At 60.5% G+C, this 23,497-nt stretch carries 19 protein-coding genes and 1 pseudogene; 12 read left to right on the top strand and 8 right to left on the bottom strand.

Features of this window, described 5'->3' with window-relative positions; genetic code table 11:
• The first annotated feature begins 362 nt into the window (after positions 1-362).
• Positions 363-1,829 carry a protein adenylyltransferase SelO gene (locus tag THECO_RS02550; RefSeq protein ID WP_015253500.1) on the top strand — a complete coding sequence of 489 codons (1,467 nt, stop codon included), beginning with the start codon at positions 363-365 and terminating at the stop codon, positions 1,827-1,829.
• 494 nt (positions 1,830-2,323) lie between these two features.
• A pseudogene (locus tag THECO_RS02560) lies at positions 2,324-3,256 on the top strand (reverse transcriptase domain-containing protein); the annotation flags it as partial.
• A gap of 79 nt (positions 3,257-3,335) precedes the next feature.
• Here THECO_RS02560 and arfA read toward each other — a convergent pair.
• The 4 genes from arfA to THECO_RS02580 all read right to left on the bottom strand — a co-directional run bounded on the left by arfA (position 3,336) and on the right by THECO_RS02580 (position 8,081).
• Complete coding sequence (arfA, locus tag THECO_RS02565; protein WP_015253502.1) at positions 3,336-4,847, bottom strand: arabinosylfuranosidase ArfA; 1,512 nt, start codon at positions 4,845-4,847, stop codon at positions 3,336-3,338.
• Between the two features lie 62 nt (positions 4,848-4,909).
• Positions 4,910-5,758 (bottom strand): carbohydrate ABC transporter permease, encoded by an 849-nt coding sequence (locus THECO_RS02570; protein WP_015253503.1) that lies wholly within the window; start codon positions 5,756-5,758, stop codon positions 4,910-4,912.
• Between the two features lies 1 nt (position 5,759).
• Positions 5,760-6,698 (bottom strand): carbohydrate ABC transporter permease, encoded by a 939-nt coding sequence (locus tag THECO_RS02575; RefSeq protein ID WP_015253504.1) that lies wholly within the window; start codon positions 6,696-6,698, stop codon positions 5,760-5,762.
• A gap of 81 nt (positions 6,699-6,779) precedes the next feature.
• A complete protein-coding gene (locus tag THECO_RS02580) occupies positions 6,780-8,081 on the bottom strand; it encodes an ABC transporter substrate-binding protein (RefSeq protein WP_015253505.1) in 1,302 nt (433 codons plus the stop codon).
• A 386-nt stretch (positions 8,082-8,467) separates the two neighbouring features.
• Here THECO_RS02580 and THECO_RS02585 point away from each other — a divergent pair, with 386 nt between their 5' ends.
• Together THECO_RS02585 and THECO_RS02590 are read left to right on the top strand one after the other, a co-directional pair.
• Positions 8,468-9,385 carry an ArsR/SmtB family transcription factor gene (locus tag THECO_RS02585; RefSeq protein ID WP_015253506.1) on the top strand — a complete coding sequence of 306 codons (918 nt, stop codon included), beginning with the start codon at positions 8,468-8,470 and terminating at the stop codon, positions 9,383-9,385.
• 7 nt (positions 9,386-9,392) lie between these two features.
• Positions 9,393-10,493 carry an FUSC family protein gene (locus THECO_RS02590; RefSeq protein ID WP_015253507.1) on the top strand — a complete coding sequence of 367 codons (1,101 nt, stop codon included), beginning with the start codon at positions 9,393-9,395 and terminating at the stop codon, positions 10,491-10,493.
• On the opposite strand, the gene THECO_RS02595 is transcribed toward THECO_RS02590, so the two are convergent.
• The 3 genes from THECO_RS02595 to ilvA form a co-directional block, all read right to left on the bottom strand.
• Positions 10,469-11,086 carry a TVP38/TMEM64 family protein gene (locus tag THECO_RS02595; RefSeq protein ID WP_015253508.1) on the bottom strand — a complete coding sequence of 206 codons (618 nt, stop codon included), beginning with the start codon at positions 11,084-11,086 and terminating at the stop codon, positions 10,469-10,471. The genes THECO_RS02590 and THECO_RS02595 overlap by 25 nt on opposite strands.
• A gap of 35 nt (positions 11,087-11,121) precedes the next feature.
• Positions 11,122-12,318 carry an MFS transporter gene (locus THECO_RS02600; RefSeq protein WP_015253509.1) on the bottom strand — a complete coding sequence of 399 codons (1,197 nt, stop codon included), beginning with the start codon at positions 12,316-12,318 and terminating at the stop codon, positions 11,122-11,124.
• A 155-nt stretch (positions 12,319-12,473) separates the two neighbouring features.
• Entirely contained in the window at positions 12,474-13,742 is a 1,269-nt protein-coding gene (gene ilvA, locus THECO_RS02605; protein WP_015253510.1) for a threonine ammonia-lyase IlvA, read from the bottom strand.
• A gap of 345 nt (positions 13,743-14,087) precedes the next feature.
• On the opposite strand from ilvA, the gene THECO_RS21520 reads away from it, so the two are divergent.
• From THECO_RS21520 to THECO_RS02630, 6 genes are all read left to right on the top strand, one after another.
• Complete coding sequence (locus tag THECO_RS21520) at positions 14,088-14,258, top strand: hypothetical protein (protein ID WP_015253511.1); 171 nt, start codon at positions 14,088-14,090, stop codon at positions 14,256-14,258.
• A gap of 219 nt (positions 14,259-14,477) precedes the next feature.
• The gene (locus THECO_RS02610; RefSeq protein WP_015253512.1) at positions 14,478-14,663 is read left to right on the top strand and encodes a hypothetical protein; all 186 of its coding nucleotides are present in this window, start codon (positions 14,478-14,480) and stop codon (positions 14,661-14,663) included.
• Positions 14,664-14,952: 289 nt separating this feature from the next.
• Positions 14,953-15,873 (top strand): carbohydrate ABC transporter permease, encoded by a 921-nt coding sequence (locus THECO_RS02615; RefSeq protein WP_052835805.1) that lies wholly within the window; start codon positions 14,953-14,955, stop codon positions 15,871-15,873.
• Positions 15,870-16,700, top strand: coding sequence for a carbohydrate ABC transporter permease (locus tag THECO_RS02620; RefSeq protein WP_015253514.1), 831 nt, complete (start codon positions 15,870-15,872; stop codon positions 16,698-16,700). Before THECO_RS02615 ends, THECO_RS02620 begins: the two co-directional genes overlap by 4 nt.
• Positions 16,701-16,743: 43 nt before the next feature.
• Positions 16,744-18,066 carry an extracellular solute-binding protein gene (locus THECO_RS02625; RefSeq protein ID WP_232427728.1) on the top strand — a complete coding sequence of 441 codons (1,323 nt, stop codon included), beginning with the start codon at positions 16,744-16,746 and terminating at the stop codon, positions 18,064-18,066.
• A gap of 30 nt (positions 18,067-18,096) precedes the next feature.
• Positions 18,097-19,074 carry a mannonate dehydratase gene (locus THECO_RS02630; RefSeq protein ID WP_015253516.1) on the top strand — a complete coding sequence of 326 codons (978 nt, stop codon included), beginning with the start codon at positions 18,097-18,099 and terminating at the stop codon, positions 19,072-19,074.
• Positions 19,075-19,349: 275 nt separating this feature from the next.
• Here THECO_RS02630 and THECO_RS02635 read toward each other — a convergent pair whose 3' ends face one another.
• The gene (locus THECO_RS02635) at positions 19,350-20,081 is read right to left on the bottom strand and encodes a hypothetical protein (RefSeq protein WP_015253517.1); all 732 of its coding nucleotides are present in this window, start codon (positions 20,079-20,081) and stop codon (positions 19,350-19,352) included.
• Between the two features lie 438 nt (positions 20,082-20,519).
• Between THECO_RS02635 and coxB the strand changes: the two genes are divergently transcribed.
• Entirely contained in the window at positions 20,520-21,620 is a 1,101-nt protein-coding gene (gene coxB, locus THECO_RS02640) for a cytochrome c oxidase subunit II (protein WP_015253518.1), read from the top strand.
• A gap of 30 nt (positions 21,621-21,650) precedes the next feature.
• Positions 21,651-23,495: a cytochrome c oxidase subunit I gene (gene ctaD / locus THECO_RS02645; RefSeq protein ID WP_015253519.1), complete on the top strand. Its 1,845-nt coding sequence runs from the start codon at positions 21,651-21,653 to the stop codon at positions 23,493-23,495.
• The last annotated feature ends 2 nt before the right edge of the window (positions 23,496-23,497 follow it).

Raw genomic sequence — 23,497 nt, forward strand, 5'->3', positions numbered from 1 at the left:
CCGAGGAGGCTGTCGAAGCCCGCTGTCAAGCCGCAAAATGCTCCGTTGGTACCGGCATGTCCGCCGCCCGGCCGGGACGCCGCCCGGAAAGTCCCGATTCGTCCGCCCGCACGACAGCGTTCGCAGCGCCATCCGACGCTGCCCGCATTCGCAGGCGACGGCAAGCGGTCCCCGATCATGCTTAATTACATTTTCCATGCCGGTGTGATAAGATGATCCTGACTTTGGAGCGCCGATGCCGCCGGGGCTTCAACCTGTCTTGGCGCACAATTTCGGCCATCACGGGGAAGAATAGGGCTGCGAGCTTGAAGCTGGCCGGCATTTGTGCCGGACTTTCGAATGACAGGGGAGCGTGGTGCCAGGTGGAACGGACAGAGCAGCGAGCCGGATGGCGCTTCGACAACCGGTATGCCCGGCTGCCGGAGTTGTTCTATGTGAGACAGGAGCCGGTGCGGGTGCGCGAGCCGCGGCTCGTCATGCTGAACGAGCCGCTGGCGGCCGAACTCGGCCTCGATGCGGAGGCGCTTCGCTCCCCCGAAGGCGTCGAGGTGCTTGCGGGCAACCGGCTGCCGGAGGGTGCCGAGCCGCTTGCCCAGGCATACGCCGGCCATCAGTTCGGCTATTTCACGATGCTCGGCGACGGCCGGGCGCTGCTGCTCGGCGAGCAGCTCACCCCCTCGGGAGCGCGCATCGACATTCAGTTGAAGGGATCGGGCCGCACGCCGTATTCCCGCGGCGGCGACGGCCGGGCGGCGCTCGGGCCGATGCTTCGCGAATACATCATCAGCGAAGCGATGCATGCCCTCGGCATTCCGACGACGCGCAGCCTCGCGGTCGTGAAGACCGGCATGCCCGTCATCCGCGAGACCGTGCTGCAGGGCGCGGTGCTGACCCGCACGGCAGCCAGCCATCTGCGCGTCGGCACGTTCCAGTTCGCGGCATGGCGCGGCAGCCGGGACGACCTCAAGGCGCTGGCCGACTTCGCCATCGCGCGCCACATGCCGGAGGCGGCGGAGGATAAGCAGCCGTACCTGGCTTTGCTCCGGGAGGTGATTGAGCGCCAGGCCGCGCTCATCGCCCGGTGGATGCTGGTCGGGTTCATACACGGCGTCATGAACACGGACAACATGACGATCAGCGGGGAGACGATCGACTACGGCCCGTGCGCATTCATGGACGAGTATGATCCGCTGACCGTTTTCAGCTCGATTGATACGCACGGCCGCTATGCATACGGACGTCAGCCCGCGATCGGCGCATGGAATCTGGCGCGGCTGGCCGAAGCGCTGCTGCCGCTGCTTCACGAAGACGAGGAGAAAGCCGTCGAACTGGCGGAGGAGGCGCTCGGCGAATATGCCGGCCGGTACGAACGCCATTGGCTTCAGGGCATGCGCGCCAAGCTGGGGCTGTTCGGCGAAGAGGAGGAAGACGAAGCGCTGGCCCGGGATCTGCTCGAGCTGATGCGCAAGGCCAGGGCGGATTACACCCGCACCTTCTTCGACTTGACGCTCGGCCGGCCGGAGGATACGCCGATGCACGGCACCCGGGAGTTCGAGGACTGGCTTGCCCGGCGGCAGCGGCGGCTCGCGCGGCAGCCGCAGACCGAGGCCGAGGCGCGGCGGCTCATGATGAGCGCCAATCCGGCGGTCATCCCGCGCAACTACCGCGTCGAGGAAGCGCTGGCCGCCGCGGAAGCCGGCGATTTGTCCGTCATGGAGCGGCTGCTGGCCGCGCTGGCGGCGCCTTACGATTACGATGCGGACCATGCGGATTATGCCGCGGTGCCGCCGAAGCCGGATCGTCCGTATCGGACGTATTGCGGGACTTGAAGCGGAGGCATGATCGTCCGCATGGCCGGATGGCCGCGGATCGGATGTCGGCAGAAGGACGGTTACGGATGACCCGGTAATCATAGACCGGTAAACGGTGACTGGCGGCGGATAACGATAACTGGGACAAATGTCGGGCGGATGCTTCGGCGGGAGGCCGGGGCGCCCGCCTTTTTTCTGTCGGAAAATGTCGTTTTGTAAATCATTTTTACTAAAAAGTCTAATGAAAACCATGTGGTTTGGACGATAAAAGAGGTGTATGCGTATTTCGGGCAGCGGTTGTTCCATCAATTTACAGAAAGCGGGGCTTCACAATGGTCAGACAGCGCGTCGGCTAGGCCGAAAAGACGATGACGGCGGCAGCAGCCGCTCGATGAGAAAGGGGAAGATGCAGGAATGAATCTGTTGCAAAGGTTGACGACGATGAAAAAAACCGAGATGCAAGCCCAGTCCGAACAGACGGCGGCGGCCGATCTCTCCTGCGCGAAGGAAGCGGCGCTGGAGATGAAGACGCAGTACGATCAGCTGCTCGCCGATCTCAAGCGCAGCAGTATATCCAAAGCGGCCTCCGCTGGGTCGTGGACATGGATCTGGAGAAGTTCTTCGACCGTGTGAACCACGACATCCTGATGGCAAGAGTGGCGCGGAGGATAGAGGACAAGCGCGTGCTCAAACGGATTCGCGCTTACCTGAACGCCGGGGTGATGGCCGGGGGTGTGGTCGTGAGAACGGAAGAAGGCACGCCGCAAGGCGGCCCGCTCAGCCCGCTGCTTGCCAACATCCTGCTGGACGATTTGGACAAAGAACTGACCAGACGAGGACTGCACTTCGTCCGCTATGCGGACGATTGCAACATCTTCGTGGCCAGCAAGCGGGCCGGGGAACGGGTCATGGAATCGGTCATCCGATTTGTGGAAGGAAAGCTGAAACTGAAAGTGAATCGGGACAAAAGCGCGGTAGACCGGCCGTGGAACCGAAAGTTCCTCGGCTTCAGCTTCCTGTCGAACAAGCAGGCAACGGTCCGGTTGGCACCCAAGACGATTCAGCGTTTCAAGAAGAAAGTCCGGGAGATAACGGACCGCTCGCGCCCGCTGACGATGGAAGAACGGATTCACCGACTGAACCGCTTCATGATGGGATGGATCGGTTATTTCCGTCTGGCTGCCGCCAAGAACCACTGTGGTAACCTCGACGCATGGATGCGCAGGCGACTACGCATGTGTCTGTGGAAACAATGGAAGAGACCCAGGACCAGATTGCGTAATCTCCGTGCACTCGGCGTGCCCGAATGGGCGGCTCGAATGATGGCGAACTCACGCCGTGGTCCGTGGGAAATGTCCCGTAACACAAACAATGCCCTTCCGACTTCCTACTGGGAAGCGAAAGGGCTGAAAAGTCTGCTTTCTCGTTACCTGGAACTTTGTTAACCTTACGGAACCGCCGTATGCGGACCCGCATGTACGGTGGTGTGAGAGGTCGGGGGCTAGCCGCCCCCTCCTACTCGATTTACGCGTTCCGTTTGCCCAGCCGGATGACGTGCCACGAATGTTTCGGCAGTTCCGCCTCGAGCAGGCCGTCCCGCATCTGCGAGCGCCCGCCCGCATGCGGCTTCACCCGCTCGCCGTCGGGACCGTTCACCGCTTTCAGATCGTCGTGCTCCAGCACGAGATGCTCGAGCACGCCGTACCCCTCGAACCCGCGGATCGCGCACTTCAGTGTCAGCGCGTCGCCGAGGCTCCGGTTCAGCGCGAACACGGTCAGCTCGTCCTTCTCCGGATTGTGCACGGCGATGCTTTCGAGCGCCGGCACGTCCGTGAACTCCGCCGTGTCGTACTTCGGCGAGTCGATGACCGGCTGCAGCGCGATGCCCCGGCCGTATTTCGACGCATGCAGGAACGGATAGAAAATCGTCTGCCGCCATGCCCGGCCGCCGTTCTCGGTCATGATCGGCGCGATGACGTTGACGAGCTGCGCGAGGCACGCCATCCGCACGCGGTCGCTGTGCTTGAGCAGCGTGATCAGCATGCCGCCGACGAGCAGCGCGTCCTCGAACGTGTAGATGTCCTCGAGCTGCGGCGGAGCGATGCTCCACGGCTCGATCTTCTTGTCCGCCTCGTTCGAGTGGAACCAGACGTTCCATTCGTCGAAGCTGAGGTTCAGCGTCTTCTTGCTCCGCTTCTTCGCCTTGATGTAGTCGCAGGTCGCCTTCACCGTCCGGATGAAATGATCCATCTCGAGCGTCGAAGCGAGATAGGACGCGGTGTCGCCGCTCCGGTTGCCGAAATATTGGTGCAGCGACACATAATCGACGTGGTCGTAGGTGAAGTCGAGCGACACGGCTTCATATTCCGGGAACGTCGGCATCTTCGCGCTGGAGCTGCCGCAGGAGACGAGCTCGATCGTCGGATCGACCCACTTCATCACCTTTGCCGTCTCCTGTGCCAGCCGGCCGTATTCCGCCGCCGTCTTGTGGCCGATCTGCCACGGTCCGTCCATCTCGTTGCCGAGGCACCACACCTTGATGTTGTGCGGCTGCTCATAGCCGTGCTTGCGGCGAAGATCGCTCCAATACGTGCCGCCCGGGTGGTTGCAATATTCGACCAGATTGCGCGCTTCGTCGATGCCCCGCGTGCCCAGGTTGACGGCCATCATCGCCTGGGCGCCGGCGGCCTTCACCCAGTCCATGAACTCGTTCGTGCCGAATTCGTTCGTCTCGATTGTCCGCCAGGCCAGCTCGAGCCGGCGCGGCCGCGCTTCCTTCGGACCGATGCCGTCCTCCCAGTTGTACCCGGAGACGAAGTTGCCGCCCGGGTAGCGGACGATCGGGACGCCGAGCTCGCGGACGAGCCGCAGCACATCCTGCCGGAAGCCGCGCTCGTCGGCCTCCGGATGGCCGGGCTCGTAGATGCCGCCGTAGACGGCGCGCCCGAGATGCTCGATGAACGAGCCGTAGATGCGGGGATCGATCTCGGCGATGCGGAAGTCTCGGTCCAGTGTCATGCGTGCGTTCAGTGTCATGTCTCGTCTCTCCTTTTTTCTGGTTGCGGCCATGAGCGGCCGGCATTACGCCGGAATCGGCGTCAGCCCTTGATGCCGCCGGCGGTCATGCCTTCAATGAAGTATTTCTGGAAGAACAGGAACACGATCAGGATCGGTACGATGGCCAGCACCGCTCCGGATATCAGCATATCAAAATTGTTGCCGTATGGCGTAAGCAGCGTCGCCAGTCCGATCGGGATGGTGAGCTGCTCGTTCGTTCTCAGCACGATGAGCGGCCAGAGGAAGTTGTTCCATGAGAACAGCGACTGCAGAATGAACATCGACGAAAAAGCGGGCGCCATCAGCGGCACCATGATCCGGAAAAACATGCCGAACTCCGTGCATCCGTCCACCCGCGCCGCGTCGAGGAAATCCTTCGGCAGTCCGCCGGCGTACTGGCGGAAGAAGAAAATCGGCAGCGGCGCCACCATGAAGGGCAGGATGACGCCCCACATGTTGTTGATCAGCTTCAGCGAGATCGACAGCTTGTAAAGCGGCAGGATGATGATCTCCAGCGGGATCATCATCGTCACGAGCACCAGCGCAAACAGCGCGTTCCGGAATCTGAACCGGTAGACGGCGAGCGCATAGCCGACCATCGACGAGAACAGCAGGCACAGCACGGTGAAAATGGCGGTGATGACCAGACTGTTCTTGTACCAGGTCAGGTAGAGCGACTGATCCGAGAACAGGTAGGTGTAGTTCTTCAGCGACACCAGCTCCGGATCGAGCCGGAGGTTCAGACCGTAGCGCATCATCTCCTGCGCCGGCTTGAACGACGCGACGATCAGCGTGACGATCGGGAAGACCGCGAACAGGCCGAGCAGAACGAAGAGGATCACGAGCGCCGCGGTCAGAAAGCGGCGATGTTTTGCGTTGCCTGCGCTCATGTCAGTCCTCCCTCCGGAACATGCCCGTCAGCTTGAGCTGGATCATCGTGACGGTGAACGTGATGACGAGCAGGGCGATGCCGACCGCCGAACCGAGGCCGAGATTGTTCTGCTCCAGCCCGTTGCGGTACAGGTAGCCGACGATCGTCAGGCCGATGTCGTTCGGCGACCGGTTGCCGGCCCACAGCATGTAGCTTTCCGTGAACATGGCGTAGCCGCCGTAAATGCTGATCGTCAGCACGTAGATCGTGATCGGCTTCAGCAGCGGCAGCGTGATCCGGATGAACCGGTCCCAGGCCGTCGCGCCGTCGATTTCCGCCGATTCGTACAGTTCCCGCGGAATGTTCTGCAAGCCGGCGAGGAAGTACAGGATGTTGATTCCCATCCACCGCCAGGTCGCGAGCACGACGAGCGTGAACATCGCGAGCCCTTCGTGGCGCAGCCATTTCTGCGGTTCGAAGCCGAGGGCGGTGACGAACGTGTTCATGAGCGAGCCTTCCAGTTCGCCGAACGCCAGCCGGAAAACGGTGCCCGCCACGACGACCGACGTCAGCGCGGGAATGAACAGCGTCGACCGGAAAAAGTTGCGCAGCACCATCAGCTTCGAATTGAGAAACACCGCGAGCACAAGCGGCAGCGGAATGAGCACGAGCAGCGTGAAGACCGTGTACTCGGTGCTGTTCATCAGCGCCTTGCGGAACGTCGGGTTCCACAGGCCGCGGTAGTTTTCGAGGCCGATGTAGCGAACCTGGCCGGGCAGCACTTCCTGGAAGCTCATGTTCACGGCGGACAGCACGGGCCAGGCGAAAAAGAGGGCGAACGACAGGATGAACGGCAGCACGAACAGCCAGGGCGCGGCCGTCTGCGAGTATGCCAGCCTCCGCAGCGGGGAACGCCGGACGGCCGTCTGCCGTTCCGTTGTCGGAACCGGGTGCGCCATCGCGTTATGCCTCCTTCCGTGAAACGGCAATGCACCGGTCCCGCTGTCCGGGCGGGACCGGCGCTGTGCCCGTTTCGGGCGTTACTGAATCTGCGACTGCGTCTCTTCCAGCACCTTGACCGGATCTTCGCCGTCCTGGAGAATCCGGACGAGCACCGAGGTCCGGAACGCATCGGAGATGGGCGGCGTCTGCTCATTGACGATGACGCCTTCGATCTCGTCCTTCACTTCCAGCAGCACGTCGAAAATGTCTTCCCCGAAGTAGTCGGTGAATTTGTTCGGCTCGCGGAGCTCCGGCGCATCCCAGACATCCGAGCGCAGCGGGTCGAAGCCGAGGAACTTCCAGATTTCGATGTTGCCTTCGCGCGACAGCTTCGCGAACGCGAGGAACGCTTTCGCCAGATCCTGGTTCTTGGAGGTCGTCGTGATGACGGTGCCCGTGCCGCCCATGCCCGCCGAGCGCGGCTCGCCCGCGTTCCAGGCCGGCATCGGCTTGATGACGATCTTGCCCTTCAGGTCGGGCATGTAGTCGGTGAACCGGCCCATGTACCACATCGGCATCCAGACCGACGCGGCGCCGCCGTCGTTCATGAAACCGTAGTATTCCTCGGCGTGGTGGCCGCCGCCGGGCGCCGGAACCGCGATGCCCTGCTTCACAAGATCCTGCTGGAACGCGAGCGGTTTCACGACCACGTCGCTCGTCAGGTTCGGCTTGCCGTCCGCCGTCTGCAGGTCGTCGCTGCCGGGCGCCTGCGCCACCTGGGGCCAGATGGACCACATGTCGTTCAGCTCGACCGTCGTCATCGGCTTGCCAGTTGCTTCGAGCACTTTCTTGCCGGCCGCCGCGAAATCGTCCCAGGTCTTGATGTCATCGGGATTCACGCCGGCCTGATCGAGCAGCTCCTTGTTGTAATAGATGACAGACGCGCCGACGTGGAAGTCGATGCCGTAGTAGTTGCCGTCCTTCGCGTAAATGTCGAGCCGGGATTTGACGAGATTGTCCAGCTCGGGCTCGACGATGTCGTTGAGCGGGACGAGCTGCGGCGTGCCCTTCAGGAAATTCGGGAACTTGTTCAGCTCCACGTCCGCCAGATCCGGCGCGCCCGTGCCGCTCTGCAGCGCGACGAGCAGTTTGTTGTGCATGTCGTCGTACGGGTAGACATTGGCTTTGAGCGTGATTTTCCGGTCGGGATTCTGCTCGTTCCACCGTTCGGCCATGTGCTGGTAGAACTGCTCGTGCAGTTCGTTGAACGTCCAGAACTCGAGCGTCGTGCCGTCGCCCGACGACCCTTCGCCGGATTTTCCGCCGCCGCCGGAGCAGGCGGCCAGGGCCAGCGACAGCGCAAGGATCAGCGCCATGAACAGGAATGAATGCCGTTTCACATGTCTTCCCCCTTCAAATCGGATGTTCATGCTATTGCTTAATCTCGCCCGGGCGGGACGTAAGCCGGAACTTGCGTGAGTCTTTTAATTTACAAATCACTAAAATAATTTATGGCTTCATGTTATTTGGGTGATTTTGTTTTGTCAATACCTAAATGAATGCGTTTACCTGGCGGTTTAACATGAAAAAACTTTAAAACAAAAGTCGAATCGCCGGGAAAACCGGCCATGATGCGGGCGGGAACGGCGGGAAGACGGGGGGAGAAAAATGTCGTTTGAAGGGGACGTCGTGAACGGATTGTCGGCATTTTGCGGAACACTTCTCAATCCGGCGGCTTTAATTTATAATAAGTTGAAACAAATTGCGGATGAGAGGATGCGACCCGTTGATCCATATCAAAGAGCTTAGGTCCGGCCTGAATCTGTTCAAGGCGCTCGGTTCCGAAATCCGGATCGAAATCCTGGAGCTGCTGAACCGCTACAACAGTCTCAATCTGAACGAAATCGCCGAGAAACTGGGTCTGTCGAACGGCGCGGTGACGATGCACATCAAGAAGCTGGAAGAGAGCGGACTCATCGAAATCACCACTGCGGTCGGCAAGCACGGCATCCAGAAGATCTGCTACCTGAACGAGGATCTGCTGACGGTCGAGCTGCGGAGCAAAGGGCCGGAGAACGTCTACGAAGTCGAGATCAAGGTCGGCCACTACTGTGACTACCATGCGGAGCCGACCTGCGGTCTGGCGACGAAGGACAGCATCATCGGGGAGTTCGACAATCCGCGCTATTTCGCCGATCCGATGCGGATCGACGCGGAGATCATCTGGCTGACGCGCGGATTTTTCGAATACCGGATTCCGAATTACCTCAAGCCGAACCATCGGCTTACCGAGCTGCAGTTCATCATGGAGCTGAGCTCGGAGGCGCCCTGCTACAACAACGACTATCCGTCGGACATCGTGTTTCACGTCAACCGGGTCGAGGTGGGGACCTGGACGTCGCCCGGCGATTTCGGCGGGGAGAAGGGGACGAACAACCCGGACTGGTGGCCGCCGCACCTGAACCAGTACGGGCTGCTGAAGCTGCTCCGGATCAACGAGAACGGCACGTACATCGACGGATGCCCGATTTCGGACGTGAAGATCACCGACATTCCGTTCGACGGCCATTCGGACATCAAGTTCCGGATCGGTGTGTCCGAAAGCGGCCAGGTCGGCGGACTGACGATCTACGGGTCGCATTTCGGCAACTACAAGCAGGACATTGTCGCGCGCGTCCTGTACGAGGTCGTGGACAAAGGGTGACGCGAAGATGACAATCGGTGCGCGCATGCTCAAGACGGGGCTGGCGGTGGTGCTGGCCATTTACGTGAGCGGACTTTTCGGCTTCGGTACGCCGATCATCGCGACGGTCGCGGCCATCTTCACGATCCAGCCGTCGATCTACCGCTCCTGGCAGCAGGTCCACGATCAGATCCAGTCGAACATCATCGGCGCCGCGTTCGCGCTGGGCGCCGCCCAATGGCTTGGCGTGACGCCGATCTCGGTCGGCATCGTCTGCATTGCGGTCATTCTGCTCAATATCAGGCTCAAGACGACGAGCGCGATCGGCCTGACGCTCGTCACGGTCGTGGCGGTCATGGAGGCGCACGCGGAAGGGTGGCGATTCGCGCTCGAGCGGTTCGCCATGGTGCTGACGGGGATCATTTCGGCCTTCCTCGTGAACGTGCTCGTCCTCCCGCCGCGCCCGAAGCAGCAGTTCCGCGAACAGGTGCATGAAGCCTACAACATTCTGTCGCTTTTGCTCCGGACGGCCGTCTCGAATGAAATCCGGGAACGGGTGTTCAAGGAAGAGCATGAGCGGCTGGAGCAGATTTTCCGGCGGCTGGACGAGCAGTACACGCTGTTCAAGGAAGACCGGGTATTCCGGCCCGCCGGCCGGCGCAAGCGCGCGCGGCAGCTCTTGCTCTCGCGTCAGATGATCCGGACGCTGCGGCATGGTTCCCAGCTGCTGGATGCGGTCGAAGAGCATTTCTATTCGTCGCCGGACGCGGCGGAGTGGGCGGAGCGGTTCGACCGGCGGATCGAGGCGCTGACGAAATGCCACGAGCTATTGCTGCTCAAATGGGAAGGGAAGATCAAGCCGGTCGCGGTGATTCGTCCGGAACCGTCGGATGATCTCGCGAAGGATCTGTCCGCGTACATCGGCAAGCAGCCCGTGGAGCGAAGACGGCTCCTGTTCGTCGCGTCCGCGATGTTCGAGTACGCGTATCATCTGGACCGGCTCGGCAAGCTGCTGGATCGGATCATGCGGGACCAGTCGGCGGACGAAGGAGCGGAAGAAGGAGCGGACGAAGCGGCGGAAGAAGCGATGGGCGAAAAGCCCGGTCAGCGCGACGCGCGCGACAGATAGCGGGATTCAAGCTTCTTGCCGCCGAACCACATGGCGGCGATGACGACGACGGCCGTGACGATGCGCCAGGGCTGATGGGCGAGCTGGGTAATGTCGAACGACAGGAACGAAACCGAGAAAATCATGACCGCCTTGCCCATCAGGATCGCCAGCGCGAACGTGCCGAACCGCACGGTGCTCAGTCCGGAAGCCAGATTGACGAGGAAAGACGGCGCGAACGGGAAGCATGCGAGCAGGAAGATCGGCGTGAATCCCTTCCGTTCGATCCAGCGGAAGAACCGCCGGGTCGCGGGGAAACGGCGCTGCAGCCAGATGCCCGGCCGTCTGCCGATCAGCCGCGCGATCCAGAAGACGGAGAAGGCTCCCAGGCAGACCCCGATCCAAGAATAGAGGATGCCGAGCCCCAGGCCGTAAACATTCGCGTTGACCGCGATGAAGACGAACAGGGGCAGGAAGGCCAGAAACGCTTCCAGGAACGGCAGCAGAATGCCGGGCAGCGGCCCGTAGGCGGCATAACTCTGGATCGCCTGCCGGATTTCGGCTTCGTCCATTTGCTGCAGATCACGGAACCAGTCCATTATGCTTTCAAACATGGTGAATCAGCCGCTTTCTTGTTTTGACTTGCCGGTTATTTGCCTGCGGACACGCGGCCGGCAGGTTCCGCGGGCCGAAGCGGATACAGGAGATAGAACAGGCCGATCAGACCGAACAGGACGGCGCTCGTCCAGACGACGTCGGCTTCTGTGCCGAGCGACGCGATGATGCCGCCGGCCGCGGGGCCGATCATGATGCCGATCCCCTCCAGCGTGGAGAAGATGCCCCAGCCGAGCCCCTGATGCGACTGCGGCAGATAGGATGCGAGCAGCGCGTTCCAGGCGGGCAGCACGGCGGAATAAGAGATGCCGAGCGCGCCTGCGATCAGCAGGCATTCCCAGAACGGCGGCGCCGTCGACAGCACGAGGAGCAGCGCGGAGAACGTGCAGAACCCGGCGGAGAGGAACGCCCGCTTGTGACCGACGCGGTCGGACAGCCGGCCCATCGGCATCAGCCCCAGCACGGTCAATCCGCCGGCGGCGAGGAGAATGAGGGAGTAGGTGCTGCTGCTGACGGACAACTCCTTCTCCGCGAACGCCGGCAGCACCGGCAGGAGCATGCCGGCTCCCGCCGTCTGCAGGATCATGCCGGGCAGAAGCGCCCGCATGCGCGACAGCTTCTCGCGCAGGAGCGCGACCTGCCGGGTGAGCGGAATCGTCTCGATCATGCGCTCGCGCCGGTTCGAAATGAACAGCGACAGCCCCCAGGACAGCGCCGTCACGAGGGCGATCAGACGGCCGGCCGCGGCAGGCACGTGATCGAGCAGCAGATTGCATACGATCGGTCCGGAGCCGATGCCGATGAACCAGATCGTGTACAGCAGCCCCATCTGGGTGGCGCGCTTGTCTTCGGTCACTTTCATCAGGCAGACGATCCAGATCGGCGAGATGCCGATGCCGAACAGTGCGGCGGACAGGATGAACAGCCACGGAACGTCCGCAGCTTGCATCAAGGCGACGCCGGCCAGCGAAACCAGCAGTCCCGCGTGGACGATCGTCCTTGTCGAGAACCGGTCCAGCAGCCAGCCGATGACCATTTTAAGCGCCGTATCCGTCAGGAAATGGGCCGTAATCGCCGTGCCGACAATGTCAAGCGACAGGCCCAGCATTTTCTCTCCATAGATCGGGATGAAACTTGCCGCGACCGCCCCCCGCACGAATTCGACAAGGAGCAGGATGACGCCCAGCAGCACGATTCCCCCCCGATTTGACCGATTGAACAGACCTTTCACCTCGCCTCTCCCGGTTCTGATTGAAAGCGTCCGCCCGGGCGGGAGGCTTCATTCAGCCGTCGGGATGGCAGTTTATGTCTTTCCGTACCATTATAGTCAAGATCGGTTGAAAAATCATCCGACGCGGGTCGGGGCGCGGCGATGTGCGGGGAAAGTCAGATCAGAAGGTTGAACAGATGCGGATCCTTGTTCAGCTCGATGAACTGGATGCCCTTCGCGCGCATGCGGCTCACGAGCGGTTCGTAATCCTCCGGCTGCTTCAGCTCGATGCCGACGAGCGCCGGACCGCTCTCCTTGTTGTTCTTCTTCGTATATTCGAACCGGGTGATGTCGTCCGTCGGTCCGAGCACGTCGTCGAGAAATTCCCGCAGCGCGCCCGCCCGCTGCGGAAAATTGATGACGAAATAATGCTTGAGCCCTTCGAAGATCAGGGAGCGTTCCTTGATTTCCTGCATCCGGTCGACATCGTTGTTCCCCCCGCTGATGACGCAGACGACCGACTTGCCGGCGATCCGGTCCCGGCAGGCATGCAGCGCCGCCACCGTCAGGGCGCCCGCCGGCTCGACGACGATGGCGCTCTCGTTGTACAGCTCGAGAATCGTCGTGCACACCTTGCCTTCGGGGACGGCGATGACGTCGTCGAGCAGTTCGCGGCAGATGGCGAACGTCAGGTCGCCGACCCGTTTCACGGCGGCGCCGTCGACGAACTTGTCGATCTGCTCGAGCGCCCGGACTTCGCCCGCCTCGATCGATGTCCGCATGGAGGGCGCGCCCTCCGGCTCGACGCCGATCACCTGCGTCTGCGGCGATACGCTCTTGATATAGGAAGCGACGCCGGCAGCGAGACCGCCGCCGCCGATCGTCACGAACACGATATCCGGCGGCGTCTCCGCGTCTTCCAGCAGCTCAAGACCGATCGTGCCGTTGCCGGCAATGATGCGCGGATCGTCGAACGGATGGATGAACGTCATGCCGTCCTTGACGCTGGCGTTCACCGCTTCCTTGTAGGCGTCGTCGAACGTGTCGCCGACGAGCACGATCTCGACGGCATCGCCGCCGAAGAACGCGACCTGCTTCACTTTCTGCCGGGGCGTCGTGCCCGGCATGAAGATCCGGCCTTTCACGCCGAGCGTGCGGCAGGAGAACGCCACGCCTTGCGCGTGATTCCCGGCGCTTGCGGCGACGACGCCGCGGCGAAGCGCTTCTTCGTCGAGCGTCCGCATCATGTGGTACGCGCCGCGGATTTTGAACGACCGCACGACTTGCAGATCTTCCCGCTTCAGACTGACGCGGGCGCCGAACCGCTCCGACAGCACGCGGCTGTACTGCAGCGGCGTCCGCACGATGACCTCTTTCAACAACTGGTGAGCCTTGACGATGTCAGCGAGCCCCGTGCCGTTTCCGGTCTGCGTCAACTTCTCCATTTGAATGCCCCCGCTCGTGCATGATCCTGCAATAATATTACAGTTATACGCGCGTCGGCGGCGAATGTCAACCGCGGCGATGTTCGTCTGCCCGGCGGCTGAGCAACGGAACGGCGCCTGCCCGCGACCCCGCATGCCCGGCGCGGCGCGAAAAGTCCGGCCCGAAAGCCGAAACCGATGGAACGGCGAGGCGGAATTCACGTATATATACCGTGGGATGCCAGCGAAACTTACGGTTTCCGGGGCGACAAACAATTGTCAATTGAAGCGCTTTCCAACGTCCGGTATACTGAATGCAGTCCGGATGTTTCGATGATTTCCAGATCCAGAAAGGCGGGAGACACCATGTCCGACATGTGGCTCACGTACACCGGCGTGCTGTTCGGCGTCGCGGTCGCCGCCGCAGGCGTGGTTGCCTATCTGCGCATGACCCGTGCGGAGAAGCGTTCGGACGAACAGGACGGCGGCCTGAATCCGCCCGGCTCGAATATGCCGAATCGGCGGGAAGATGGTTGAATTTTCGCAAATTTCTTTGCATATCGGCGCCCGCCTGCTATAATGGAAGCATGTGCGGCATATTCCCTCCCGGCAGACATGCAAGCCGCGGCTCTGAACGAAACGAGCGAGCGTCCGCGGATGTCCGCCGCAAACGGGTTCTCATATGCCGGCATCGTTCCGTTCCCGCAAGCGTATGTTGTACGGAACGGCCATTCAAGGATTCGGGAGGGATGCGGCTTGGCAAAACGCGGCCACAACGAAGTCAAGGAAAGCCTCAGGGAGATGGCGCGCATCTATCAGCCGAAGGACGCCCGGAAGTTCGTCCGGGAATACATCCGGAAATATCGGATCACCGGTGGTTACGAAGACGAGCTTACCATGATCGTCGAACACGAACTTGACAAAATCAATTCAGCAAGTTGATGCAGAAGACTTCAGCCAGGGACGCGTATGGACGCGTCCCTTTTTCGTCCCTGTGCGGGAAATCGCTTCCGTCAGCGGCGAAACGCTGGCAGCCGTCGTCCAGGAAGTCCTGAGATTCGTACAATAAATCTGAAATTCCAGTACTATTCTCTTGCATGATGCGCAAATTACAATGTAAGAAACCGAACAACTCTCGATTGGCTCGGTTGTTTGAAGCAATGGTTACAGTCGGCTGATACTGCACGAAAGGGATGATGAAGATGGGATGAACGCGCCTGCGGCTGAGACTATGAGAGCGCTTCCAAAGAAAAAATGGAAAAGCCCGATCGGGAAAGAAACCCTTCCCGGGTATATTTTTATTTCCCCCTGGCTGATCGGCTTCCTGCTGCTGACGGCATGGCCGATCGGGCAATCGCTCTACTTGTCGTTCACCGAATACTCGATGCTCAGCGCGCCGCAATGGATCGGCACCGCCAACTATGAGCGGATGTGGAGCGACGCGACGTTCTGGAAATCGCTCCGCGTCACGTTCACGTTCGTCCTGTTCGCCGTGCCGCTGCGACTCGCGTTCTCGCTGCTCGTCGCCATGCTGCTCAACCGCGCGATGCGCGGGATGAATCTGTACCGCACGCTGATCTATTTCCCGTCGCTCATCGGCGGCAGCGTGGCGGTCGCGGCGCTGTGGCGCAACATGTTCGGCGTCGACGGCTACATCAATTCGATTCTCGGCTTTTTCGGCATCCCGGGCATGGGCTGGATCTCCCACCCGGACACGGCGCTTTACACGCTGATCCTGCTGAACACCTGGCAGTTCGGGTCGACGATGGTCATTTTCCTGGCCGGTCTGAAGCAGATTCCGACGGAACTGTACGAAGCGGCTTCCGTGGACGGCGCGGGACCGGTGCGGAAATTCTTCAACGTCACGCTGCCGATGCTTTCGCCCGTCATGTTCTTCAACCTGGTGCTCACCGTCATCAACTCGTTCCAGATGTTCACGGCGGCGTTCATCATTACGAAGGGCGGCCCGGTGCAGTCGACGTACATGTACGCGCTGTTCCTGTATGAAAAAGCGTTCAAGCACTATCAGATGGGCTACGCTTCGGCGCTGGCATGGGTGCTGCTCGCCATCGTCGGCATTCTGACGGCCATCAACTTCCTGGCCTCGAAGTACTGGGTATTCTATGAGAACGAAGGGGGCGGCAAACGATGAGAATCCGCGCGTCATCCGTTCTCAACCATGCATTCATGATTGCATTCTCCTTCATCATGATCTATCCTGTCATCTGGTGGATCGGCGCATCCCTCAAGAAGACGGAGGAACTCAGACTTCCGACCATCTGGCCGGAAGTGCCGATGTGGGAGAACTACACGAAAGGCTGGGAGTTCTCGGCGAACTATACGTTCGGCCATTTCTTCGCGAATACGCTGCTCATGGAAGTGGGCAACGTTGTCGGCGGCGTGCTGACGGCTGCGGTCGTCGCATTCGGTTTCGCGCGGCTGAACTTCCCGCTGCGGGGCTTCTGGTTCTCGCTCATGATGATGACGCTCATGCTGCCCGGACAAGTCACGATTGTCCCGCAGTATATTCTGTACAACACGTTCGGATTCGTCGACAGTTACGTGCCGCTGGTGCTGCCGCACTTCTTCGGCGGCGGGGCATTCTTCATCTTCCTGCTCGTCCAGTTCATCCGCGGCATTCCGCGCGATCTGGACGAGGCGGCGAAGATCGACGGCGCCTCCATTTACGGCATTTTCGGCCGGATCATCTTCCCGCTGATCAAGCCGGCGCTGGTGACGGTCGGGATCTTCACGTTCATCTGGAGCTGGGACGATTTCTTCTCGCAGATGCTGTACCTCAGTTCGGTCGACAAATTCACGGTCGGTCTGGCGCTGCGGATGTTCATTGACCAGTTCGAAGTGCAATGGGGTCAGCTTCTGGCCATGTCGCTGCTCTCGATCGTGCCGTCCGTGCTCATTTTCTTCTTCGCGCAGAAACATTTCGTCGAGGGGATCGCGACCACCGGCTTGAAAGGTTGAGGCGAAGGGAGTGCGCTGCAGAAAAATGGGAAAAGCGACAGCCATGAGAAAAGCGGTCACATGGCTCGCTGCGGCCGTGCTGCTGCTGGCCGCGTGCAGCGCAGGAGAAGGCGATCGCGACAGATCTTCGGAAATGCGGCAGCCCGCCACCGGGCTGCCGGAAGCGGACATGAACCGCCAGGTCGAGCTGGGATTCATCTGGTGGGGACCGGAGGAACGCCACAAGGCGACGCTTGCGGCGCTGGAAGTGTACACGGCGCAGCATCCGAACGTGACGTTCAAGCCGGAATACATGGCTTGGGAAGCTTACTGGAAGAAGCTTCCCTCCCTTGCCGCGTCGAAAACGGTGCCGGACGTGCTGCAGATGGATGCGGCCTATATCCAGGACTACGTATCGCGCGGCATCATGGCCGATCTGTCGGACATTGATCTTACGGGCATCGTTCCTGATCAGATTCTGGAGAACGTCAAGATCAACGGCAAGCTGTACGGCGTTCCGCTCTCGTACAATGCCCAGGGCATCGCTTACAATCGCGCGGAACTCGAAGCGGCGGGCATTCCGCTGCCGTGGAAGGGCTGGACCTGGGAAGAGTTTTTCGACTGGGCGCGCGATGCGAAAACGAAGCTGCCTCCGGACCGCTATCCGATCGGCGACAGCACCAGCGCCTGGGACTGGTTCCAATGGTATCAGGCCTCGTACGGCGGCGGGGCGATCATGTCGCCGGACGGCCGGGAGTTCCATCTCGACCGGGAGCTGTTCTTCGAATACCACACGATACTGGCCGATCTGCGCCGCAGCAATGTCGTGCCCCCCGCGGACGTCTCGCTTACATTCCTCGAGAATGATCCGCTGGCCGATCAGATGACTTCGGGCAAGGTCTTGACCCGCGGCGCGACGGTCGGCTCGATTGAGACGCTCGAGCAGCTCATGCCGGGCAAGGTCGACGTCGTCAATGTGCCGGTCGGTCCGGCGGGCGGCGGCTGGGCGCAGCCGACAATCTTCCTTGGCGTCTATGCGGACAGCGACGAGCTTGCGCATGCGAAGCGGTTCGTCAAATGGTTCATCACCGACAGGGAGGCGGGCAGGACGCTCGGGCTTACCCGCGGCATCCCGATCTATGAGGAGATCTACAAGGAGCTGGAACCGAATCTCGAGCCGAAAGACCGGCTGGGCAAGGTGCTGGCGGACGTCGCGGCGGAATACGCGATGCCGTTCTACGCCGCCGGCGCCGGCTTCACGGAATGGGTGGACGCATATAAACTGACGATGGAAGCCGTCATGTTCGGCCAGAAGTCATTGGAGGACGCCTACGCCGAATTGAACGCGCTCGGCGAATCCATCGCGAAGCAGAACCGAAACCGGTAAGCCATTACCACACGGAAGGAAGATCGGACGATGAAGCTGGCGGAATTTTTGGGCACGAGACCGAATCAATTGTGGCGGCTGGGCAGACAGATGGGGCTGGATTATGCGGTGACGGGGCTTCCTTTTGATGAAAAGCACGAGAAGCCGTGGGACCTGATGCCGCTCATCCGGATGAAGCAGCGGTTCAAGGACGCGGGTTACGAGTTGCTCGTCATCGAGTCGATGCCGCCGTCCAACAACATCAAGCTTGGCACCGAAGGCCGCGACGAAGAGATCGAGATCTTCAAGCAGTTCATCACGAATATGGGCGCAGCCGGCATTCCGGTGCTCTGCTACAACTTCATGGCGCAGTTCAACTGGTTCCGCACGTCGACGACGACGGTGACGCGCGGCGGCGCGCTGGTCTCCAGCTATGACCATTCGCTGATGGAAGGCGCACCGCTGACCGAGGCGGGCGAAGTGTCGGAAGACCGGCTGTGGGAAAATCTGAAATACTTCATGAAGCAGATCGTTCCCGTGGCGGAGAAGGCGAAGGTCAAGCTGGCCCTTCATCCGGACGATCCGCCGATCTCGCCGATTCGCGGCGTGTCCCGCATTCTGCGCAGCGCCGACGCGCTGCAGCAGGCGATCGACCTGGTGCCGAGCGAGTACAACGGCATCACGCTGTGCCAGGGGACGCTGGCGACGGCCGGCGAGGACATTCCGGCGACGATCCGCCGCTTCGCGAAGCAGGACAAGCTGTTCTTCGTTCATTTCCGTGATGTGAAGGGAACGCCGGAGAAGTTCGAAGAGACGTTCCATGACGACGGCAAGACGGATATGTATGAAGCGATGAAGACGTATTATGAAGCCGGATTCGACGGCCCCGCCCGTCCGGACCATGTGCCGACCATGGACGGCGAGACGAACGAGAACCCGGGATACGAGACACTCGGCCGCCTGTATGGCGTCGGCTACATCAAAGGACTGATGGAAGCGGCGCAGAAAGAGCTCGGCCTGAACCGGTAAGTTGGCTTTGGGAGTGACAAGCGAAGATTCTTCCTTTATTTCGCGGATACGGGGCGTTCCGTCCGAGATTAGAGGAAGATTCTTCGCCTAATTTTTTGAAATCGTTTGATATGCGCCGATTCGGGAAAAATAAGCGAAGCTGCTTCTTCTATTTCGGCCGGATTGTTGAAATCCGACAAAATAGGTGAAGCTGCTTCGTTTATTCGCGGGCGCCGGCCATCCCGGCGTCCGGATCCGGCAAGTCTCTACCATTAAATATGATGTGCAGTCTGGTTTCATTGCGCGCCGCGGGCGGCTTTCCGGGCTTTCAGTTCCCTGAGCGGAGTCGGCATCGTCTTGCCGCCGGCGAACTGGTGTTTCACCAGTGTGTTGAACGCGTCGATCCAGGGCGCAAGCGACCGTCCGGCCCAGGCTTCCTTCGCGTATTCGTTCAGTTCGTTGACGAAATCCATGTTGGCGGAAATGTGCACTTCTTCGACCCGGGGCGCAAGACCGCGGGTGCGGCCCGCGATCGTCTGCTTCAGTTCCTCGGACAGTTCATGATGATCGTTCACGGCGAAATACGAATTGTAGGGCGTCGCAGCCTGGCTGCCGTTCCAGTACGGGCTCCCCGTGTCGAAGTTGTACACGCCTTCGCCGGAGCCGCCCATGTTCTGGTCGGTGCGCCTGTCGCCGCCGTTCTTGATCGTGCCGACGCCCGTCCAGTCCAGCATGATGCCGACATACGCGTTCTTGTCCGTCAGCATGACAATGGCGCCCGCCACGCCGTTCACCCGCGACACTTCGTTCGAAAGCAGGCTGCTGTATTCCACCCAACGGTTGTCGTGCTGCCGCGGGTCCGCGGTCTTCGAGCCGTACATGCGCGCGCCAAGCATCTTCGGATCGTTCGGCTTTCGGGAACCGTAGTCGTATGTGCTGCTCTCGAATTTGTTCTTGTAAGCCGTGCACCCGGCCGGAAGGACGGCGAGCGCCGCGGCCAGAACGGCATAAGCGAGCCTGAGGGTCATGCGTATGCACCTCCGGATATGGGCCTCATTCTTGGATGTAGGTTTCGCGGGCGGACAGGCGGAATATGCGCGGGGGCGGCATACATAATTCGCCATGAAATCAGCGATAATGGAATTGTTGAAGGCGGGGCGAAGGCGTTCCGTCCACGGCCGTTCGAACGGCTTTTTGTCCGGATGGCCGGAAACGGCACTGCGACACCATTTTTGACGGCTTTGGGAACAATTTGTGAACTTGCCCGGTATCGTTGACAATCGATGGACCAAACTCTTATATTTAATAAAGTGATTGAACTGTGAGAAATGTCACAGAAATGCTGTGCGAATTATCACAGAATATCTGTGCGAAATATCACAGAACGACGGGAAAACACGCAGTTTGCCGCCAGCCGCGCCACGACAGGCAACTGTGAATACGGAAGAAGCGGGGTTGATTTGTGTATGAAGAAACGGTGGCTACAATGGCTGCGCCTGACGACTCTGCTTGCGGGAGCCGCTCTGCTCCTGTCGGCATGCGGGCGCGCGGATCTGTCGGCGCTGAATCCGCAAGGTGCAGTGGCCAAAGAGCAGCTTGATCTCATGAAGCTTTCGATCGCGATCATGATGCTGGTCGTCGTCGTCGTCTTCACGATCACGATCTACGTGCTGTTCCGTTTCCGCCGCCGTCCGGGGAACGACGGTATCCCCGTCCAGGTCGAGGGGAGTCATAAATTGGAAATCGTATGGACGGTCATTCCGCTGATTCTGCTTGTTATTCTCGGCGTTCCGACCGTGCAGACGGTATTCGCGCAGGCGCAGGATCACAGCAAGGACGAGAACGCGGTTGTCGTCAAAGTGACCGCGCATCAATATTGGTGGGAATTCGAGTATCCGGAAGAAGGCATCGTGACCGCGCAGGAGCTGGTCGTACCGATGAACAGCCGGATCGTCATCGAAGCGAAGACGGCAGACGTGCTGCACTCGTTCTGGATTCCCGCGCTGGCGGGCAAGATCGACACGAACCCCGCCGGCAACGTGAACCGCATGTTCTTCGATACGCCGGACAAGACCGGCATCTTCCTCGGCAAATGCGCCGAGCTGTGCGGACCTTCCCATGCCCTGATGGATTTCAAGGTGAAGGTCGTGGATGACGCGTCGTACGCGAACTGGATCGCCGCGATGAAGGCGCCGGCGGTGCTGCCGGAAGATCCGGCCATTGCCGAAGCTTTTCAGAAGAAATGTCTCTCCTGCCACGCGGTGGGCGAGCTTGGCGGCCCGGTATTCCCGAACCTGACGGGCATCGGCGACCGCGAGACGGTTGCGGGCATTCTGGTCAACACGGACAACCCGCAATATTGGAATGAAGGTTCCGTATATGAGAACATCTACAGATGGCTCGAAGATCCGCAAGGAATCAAGCCCGGCAACCTGATGCCGAAGGTGGAACTGACGCAGGAAGAGCTTGAAGGCATTGCCCGCTATCTCGCGGATTACAAGCTCAACTACGAGTCCGAGGAACTGAAGAACAACGACGCCACTTCCGACAAGGAAGAAAGGCAATAATACAGCGGGGATTCAAAGGAGGTTCTACCCTTGGCTCACGGTTCGCACGCGGTGAAGCGATATACCGGCATCATGGATTGGCTGACCACCGTTGACCACAAGAAGATTGGCGTCCTGTACCTCATGGCGGGAGGCTTCTTCTTCCTGATCGGCGGTCTGGAAGCGGTCCTGATCCGGATCCAATTGTGGAAACCGTTAAACGATTTTGTCAGTCCCGACACCTTCAACCAACTGATTACGATGCACGGCACGACGATGATCTTCCTGGCGGTCATGCCGCTCATCTTCGGACTCATGAACTGCATCGTACCGCTCCAGATCGGGGCGAGGGACGTGGCGTTCCCGTTCCTGAACGCGCTCGGCTTCTGGACGTTCTTCTTCGGCGGCGTGCTGCTGAACGTCAGCTGGTTCCTCGGCGGTGCTCCGGACGCCGGCTGGACGTCTTACGTTCCGTTGGCGAGCACGACATTCAGCGACGGCCCGGGCGTGGACTACTATGTGCTCGGTCTGCAGATTTCCGGTATCGGTACGCTGCTCGGCGGCATCAACTTCCTGGTGACGATCATCAACATGCGCGCACCGGGCATGAGCTTCATGCGGATGCCGATGTTCACCTGGGCATCGTTCGTGACGTCCATGCTCATTCTGCTCGCCTTCCCGGCGCTGACGGTCGGTCTGGTCGCGCTGATGTTCGACCGGATCTTCGACGGCAACTTCTTCGACCCGAGCGCGGGCGGCAACATCATGCTCTGGGAACATATCTTCTGGATTTTCGGACATCCTGAAGTTTATATTCTGATCCTGCCGGCCTTCGGCATCATCTCGGAAGTTGTCACGACGTTCTCGCGCAAGCGGCTGTTCGGCTACAGCTCGATGGTGTTCGCCACGGTCCTGATCGGCTTCCTCGGCTTCATGGTCTGGGCGCATCACATGTTCACGTCGGGCCTCGGTCCGGTCGCGAACGCGCTGTTCTCGATCGCGACGATGCTGATCGCCGTTCCGACGGGCATCAAGGTGTTCAACTGGCTGTTTACAATGTGGGGCGGCTCGATCAAGTTCACGGCGCCGATGCTGTTCGCCATCGGGTTCATTCCGACCTTCGTCATGGGCGGCGTCACCGGTGTCATGCTGGCTGCAGCGCCGGCGGACTATCAATACCATGACTCGTACTTCGTCGTTGCGCACTTCCACTACACGATTGTCGGCGGCCTGGTGTCCGGCCTGTTCGCCGGGGTGCACTACTGGTGGCCGAAGATTTTCGGGCGCAAGCTCAATGAGACGCTCGGCAAGACGACGTTCTGGTTCTTCATCATCGGCTTCCATATGACGTTCCTGATCCAGCACTTCCTCGGGCTGCTCGGCATGCCGCGCCGGATCTTCACGTATCTGGACGGTCTCGGCTTCAACGAGATGAACCTGATCAGCACGATCGGCGCGATGCTTATGGGCATCGGGGTCATCTGCTTCGTGATCAACGTCATCGTGACGTCGGCGAAGCCGAAACACGCGACGAACGACCCGTGGGAAGACGGACGGACGCTGGAATGGGCGATCGCATCGCCGGCTCCGGAGTACAACTTCGCGCAGCTGCCGCTTATCCGCGGGTATGATGCCTATTGGAAGGAGAAGCGGGAGGGCAACAAGGAAATGCAGCCGGCCGAGCCGCTCGGTCCGATTCATATGCCGTCTCCGTCGATCCTGCCGTTCATCATGTCGGTTGGCTTGTTCATCTCCGGCTTCGGCTTCATCTTCCACCAGTATGTCGTAGCCGGCATCGGACTCGCCATCACGCTGGGATGCATGTTCCTGCGTTCGGTCATTGAAGACCATGGTTACCATATCGAACCGGAAGAAATTCAGGCCAAGGGGGTTTAAAG

Origin of the sequence: Thermobacillus composti KWC4, assembly GCF_000227705.2 — a bacterium.
Classification (GTDB): Bacteria; Bacillota; Bacilli; order Paenibacillales; family Paenibacillaceae; genus Thermobacillus; species Thermobacillus xylanilyticus.

What these genes read in the sequence shown, in the direction of transcription:
- THECO_RS02615 (WP_052835805.1), top strand. Translation starts at nt 14,953, where the DNA reads ATGAGAGCGCTTCCAAAGAAAAAATGGAAAAGCCCGATCGGGAAAGAA.
- arfA (WP_015253502.1), bottom strand. Translation starts at nt 4,847, where the DNA reads ATGACACTGAACGCACGCATGACACTGGACCGAGACTTCCGCATCGCC.
- THECO_RS02635 (WP_015253517.1), bottom strand. Translation starts at nt 20,081, where the DNA reads ATGACCCTCAGGCTCGCTTATGCCGTTCTGGCCGCGGCGCTCGCCGTC.
- THECO_RS02590 (WP_015253507.1), top strand. Translation starts at nt 9,393, where the DNA reads ATGACAATCGGTGCGCGCATGCTCAAGACGGGGCTGGCGGTGGTGCTG.
- THECO_RS02625 (WP_232427728.1), top strand. Translation starts at nt 16,744, where the DNA reads ATGAGAAAAGCGGTCACATGGCTCGCTGCGGCCGTGCTGCTGCTGGCC.
- THECO_RS02620 (WP_015253514.1), top strand. Translation starts at nt 15,870, where the DNA reads ATGAGAATCCGCGCGTCATCCGTTCTCAACCATGCATTCATGATTGCA.
- ilvA (WP_015253510.1), bottom strand. Translation starts at nt 13,742, where the DNA reads ATGGAGAAGTTGACGCAGACCGGAAACGGCACGGGGCTCGCTGACATC.
- coxB (WP_015253518.1), top strand. Translation starts at nt 20,520, where the DNA reads ATGAAGAAACGGTGGCTACAATGGCTGCGCCTGACGACTCTGCTTGCG.
- THECO_RS02630 (WP_015253516.1), top strand. Translation starts at nt 18,097, where the DNA reads ATGAAGCTGGCGGAATTTTTGGGCACGAGACCGAATCAATTGTGGCGG.
- THECO_RS21520 (WP_015253511.1), top strand. Translation starts at nt 14,088, where the DNA reads ATGTCCGACATGTGGCTCACGTACACCGGCGTGCTGTTCGGCGTCGCG.
- THECO_RS02570 (WP_015253503.1), bottom strand. Translation starts at nt 5,758, where the DNA reads ATGAGCGCAGGCAACGCAAAACATCGCCGCTTTCTGACCGCGGCGCTC.
- THECO_RS02575 (WP_015253504.1), bottom strand. Translation starts at nt 6,698, where the DNA reads ATGGCGCACCCGGTTCCGACAACGGAACGGCAGACGGCCGTCCGGCGT.
- THECO_RS02595 (WP_015253508.1), bottom strand. Translation starts at nt 11,086, where the DNA reads ATGTTTGAAAGCATAATGGACTGGTTCCGTGATCTGCAGCAAATGGAC.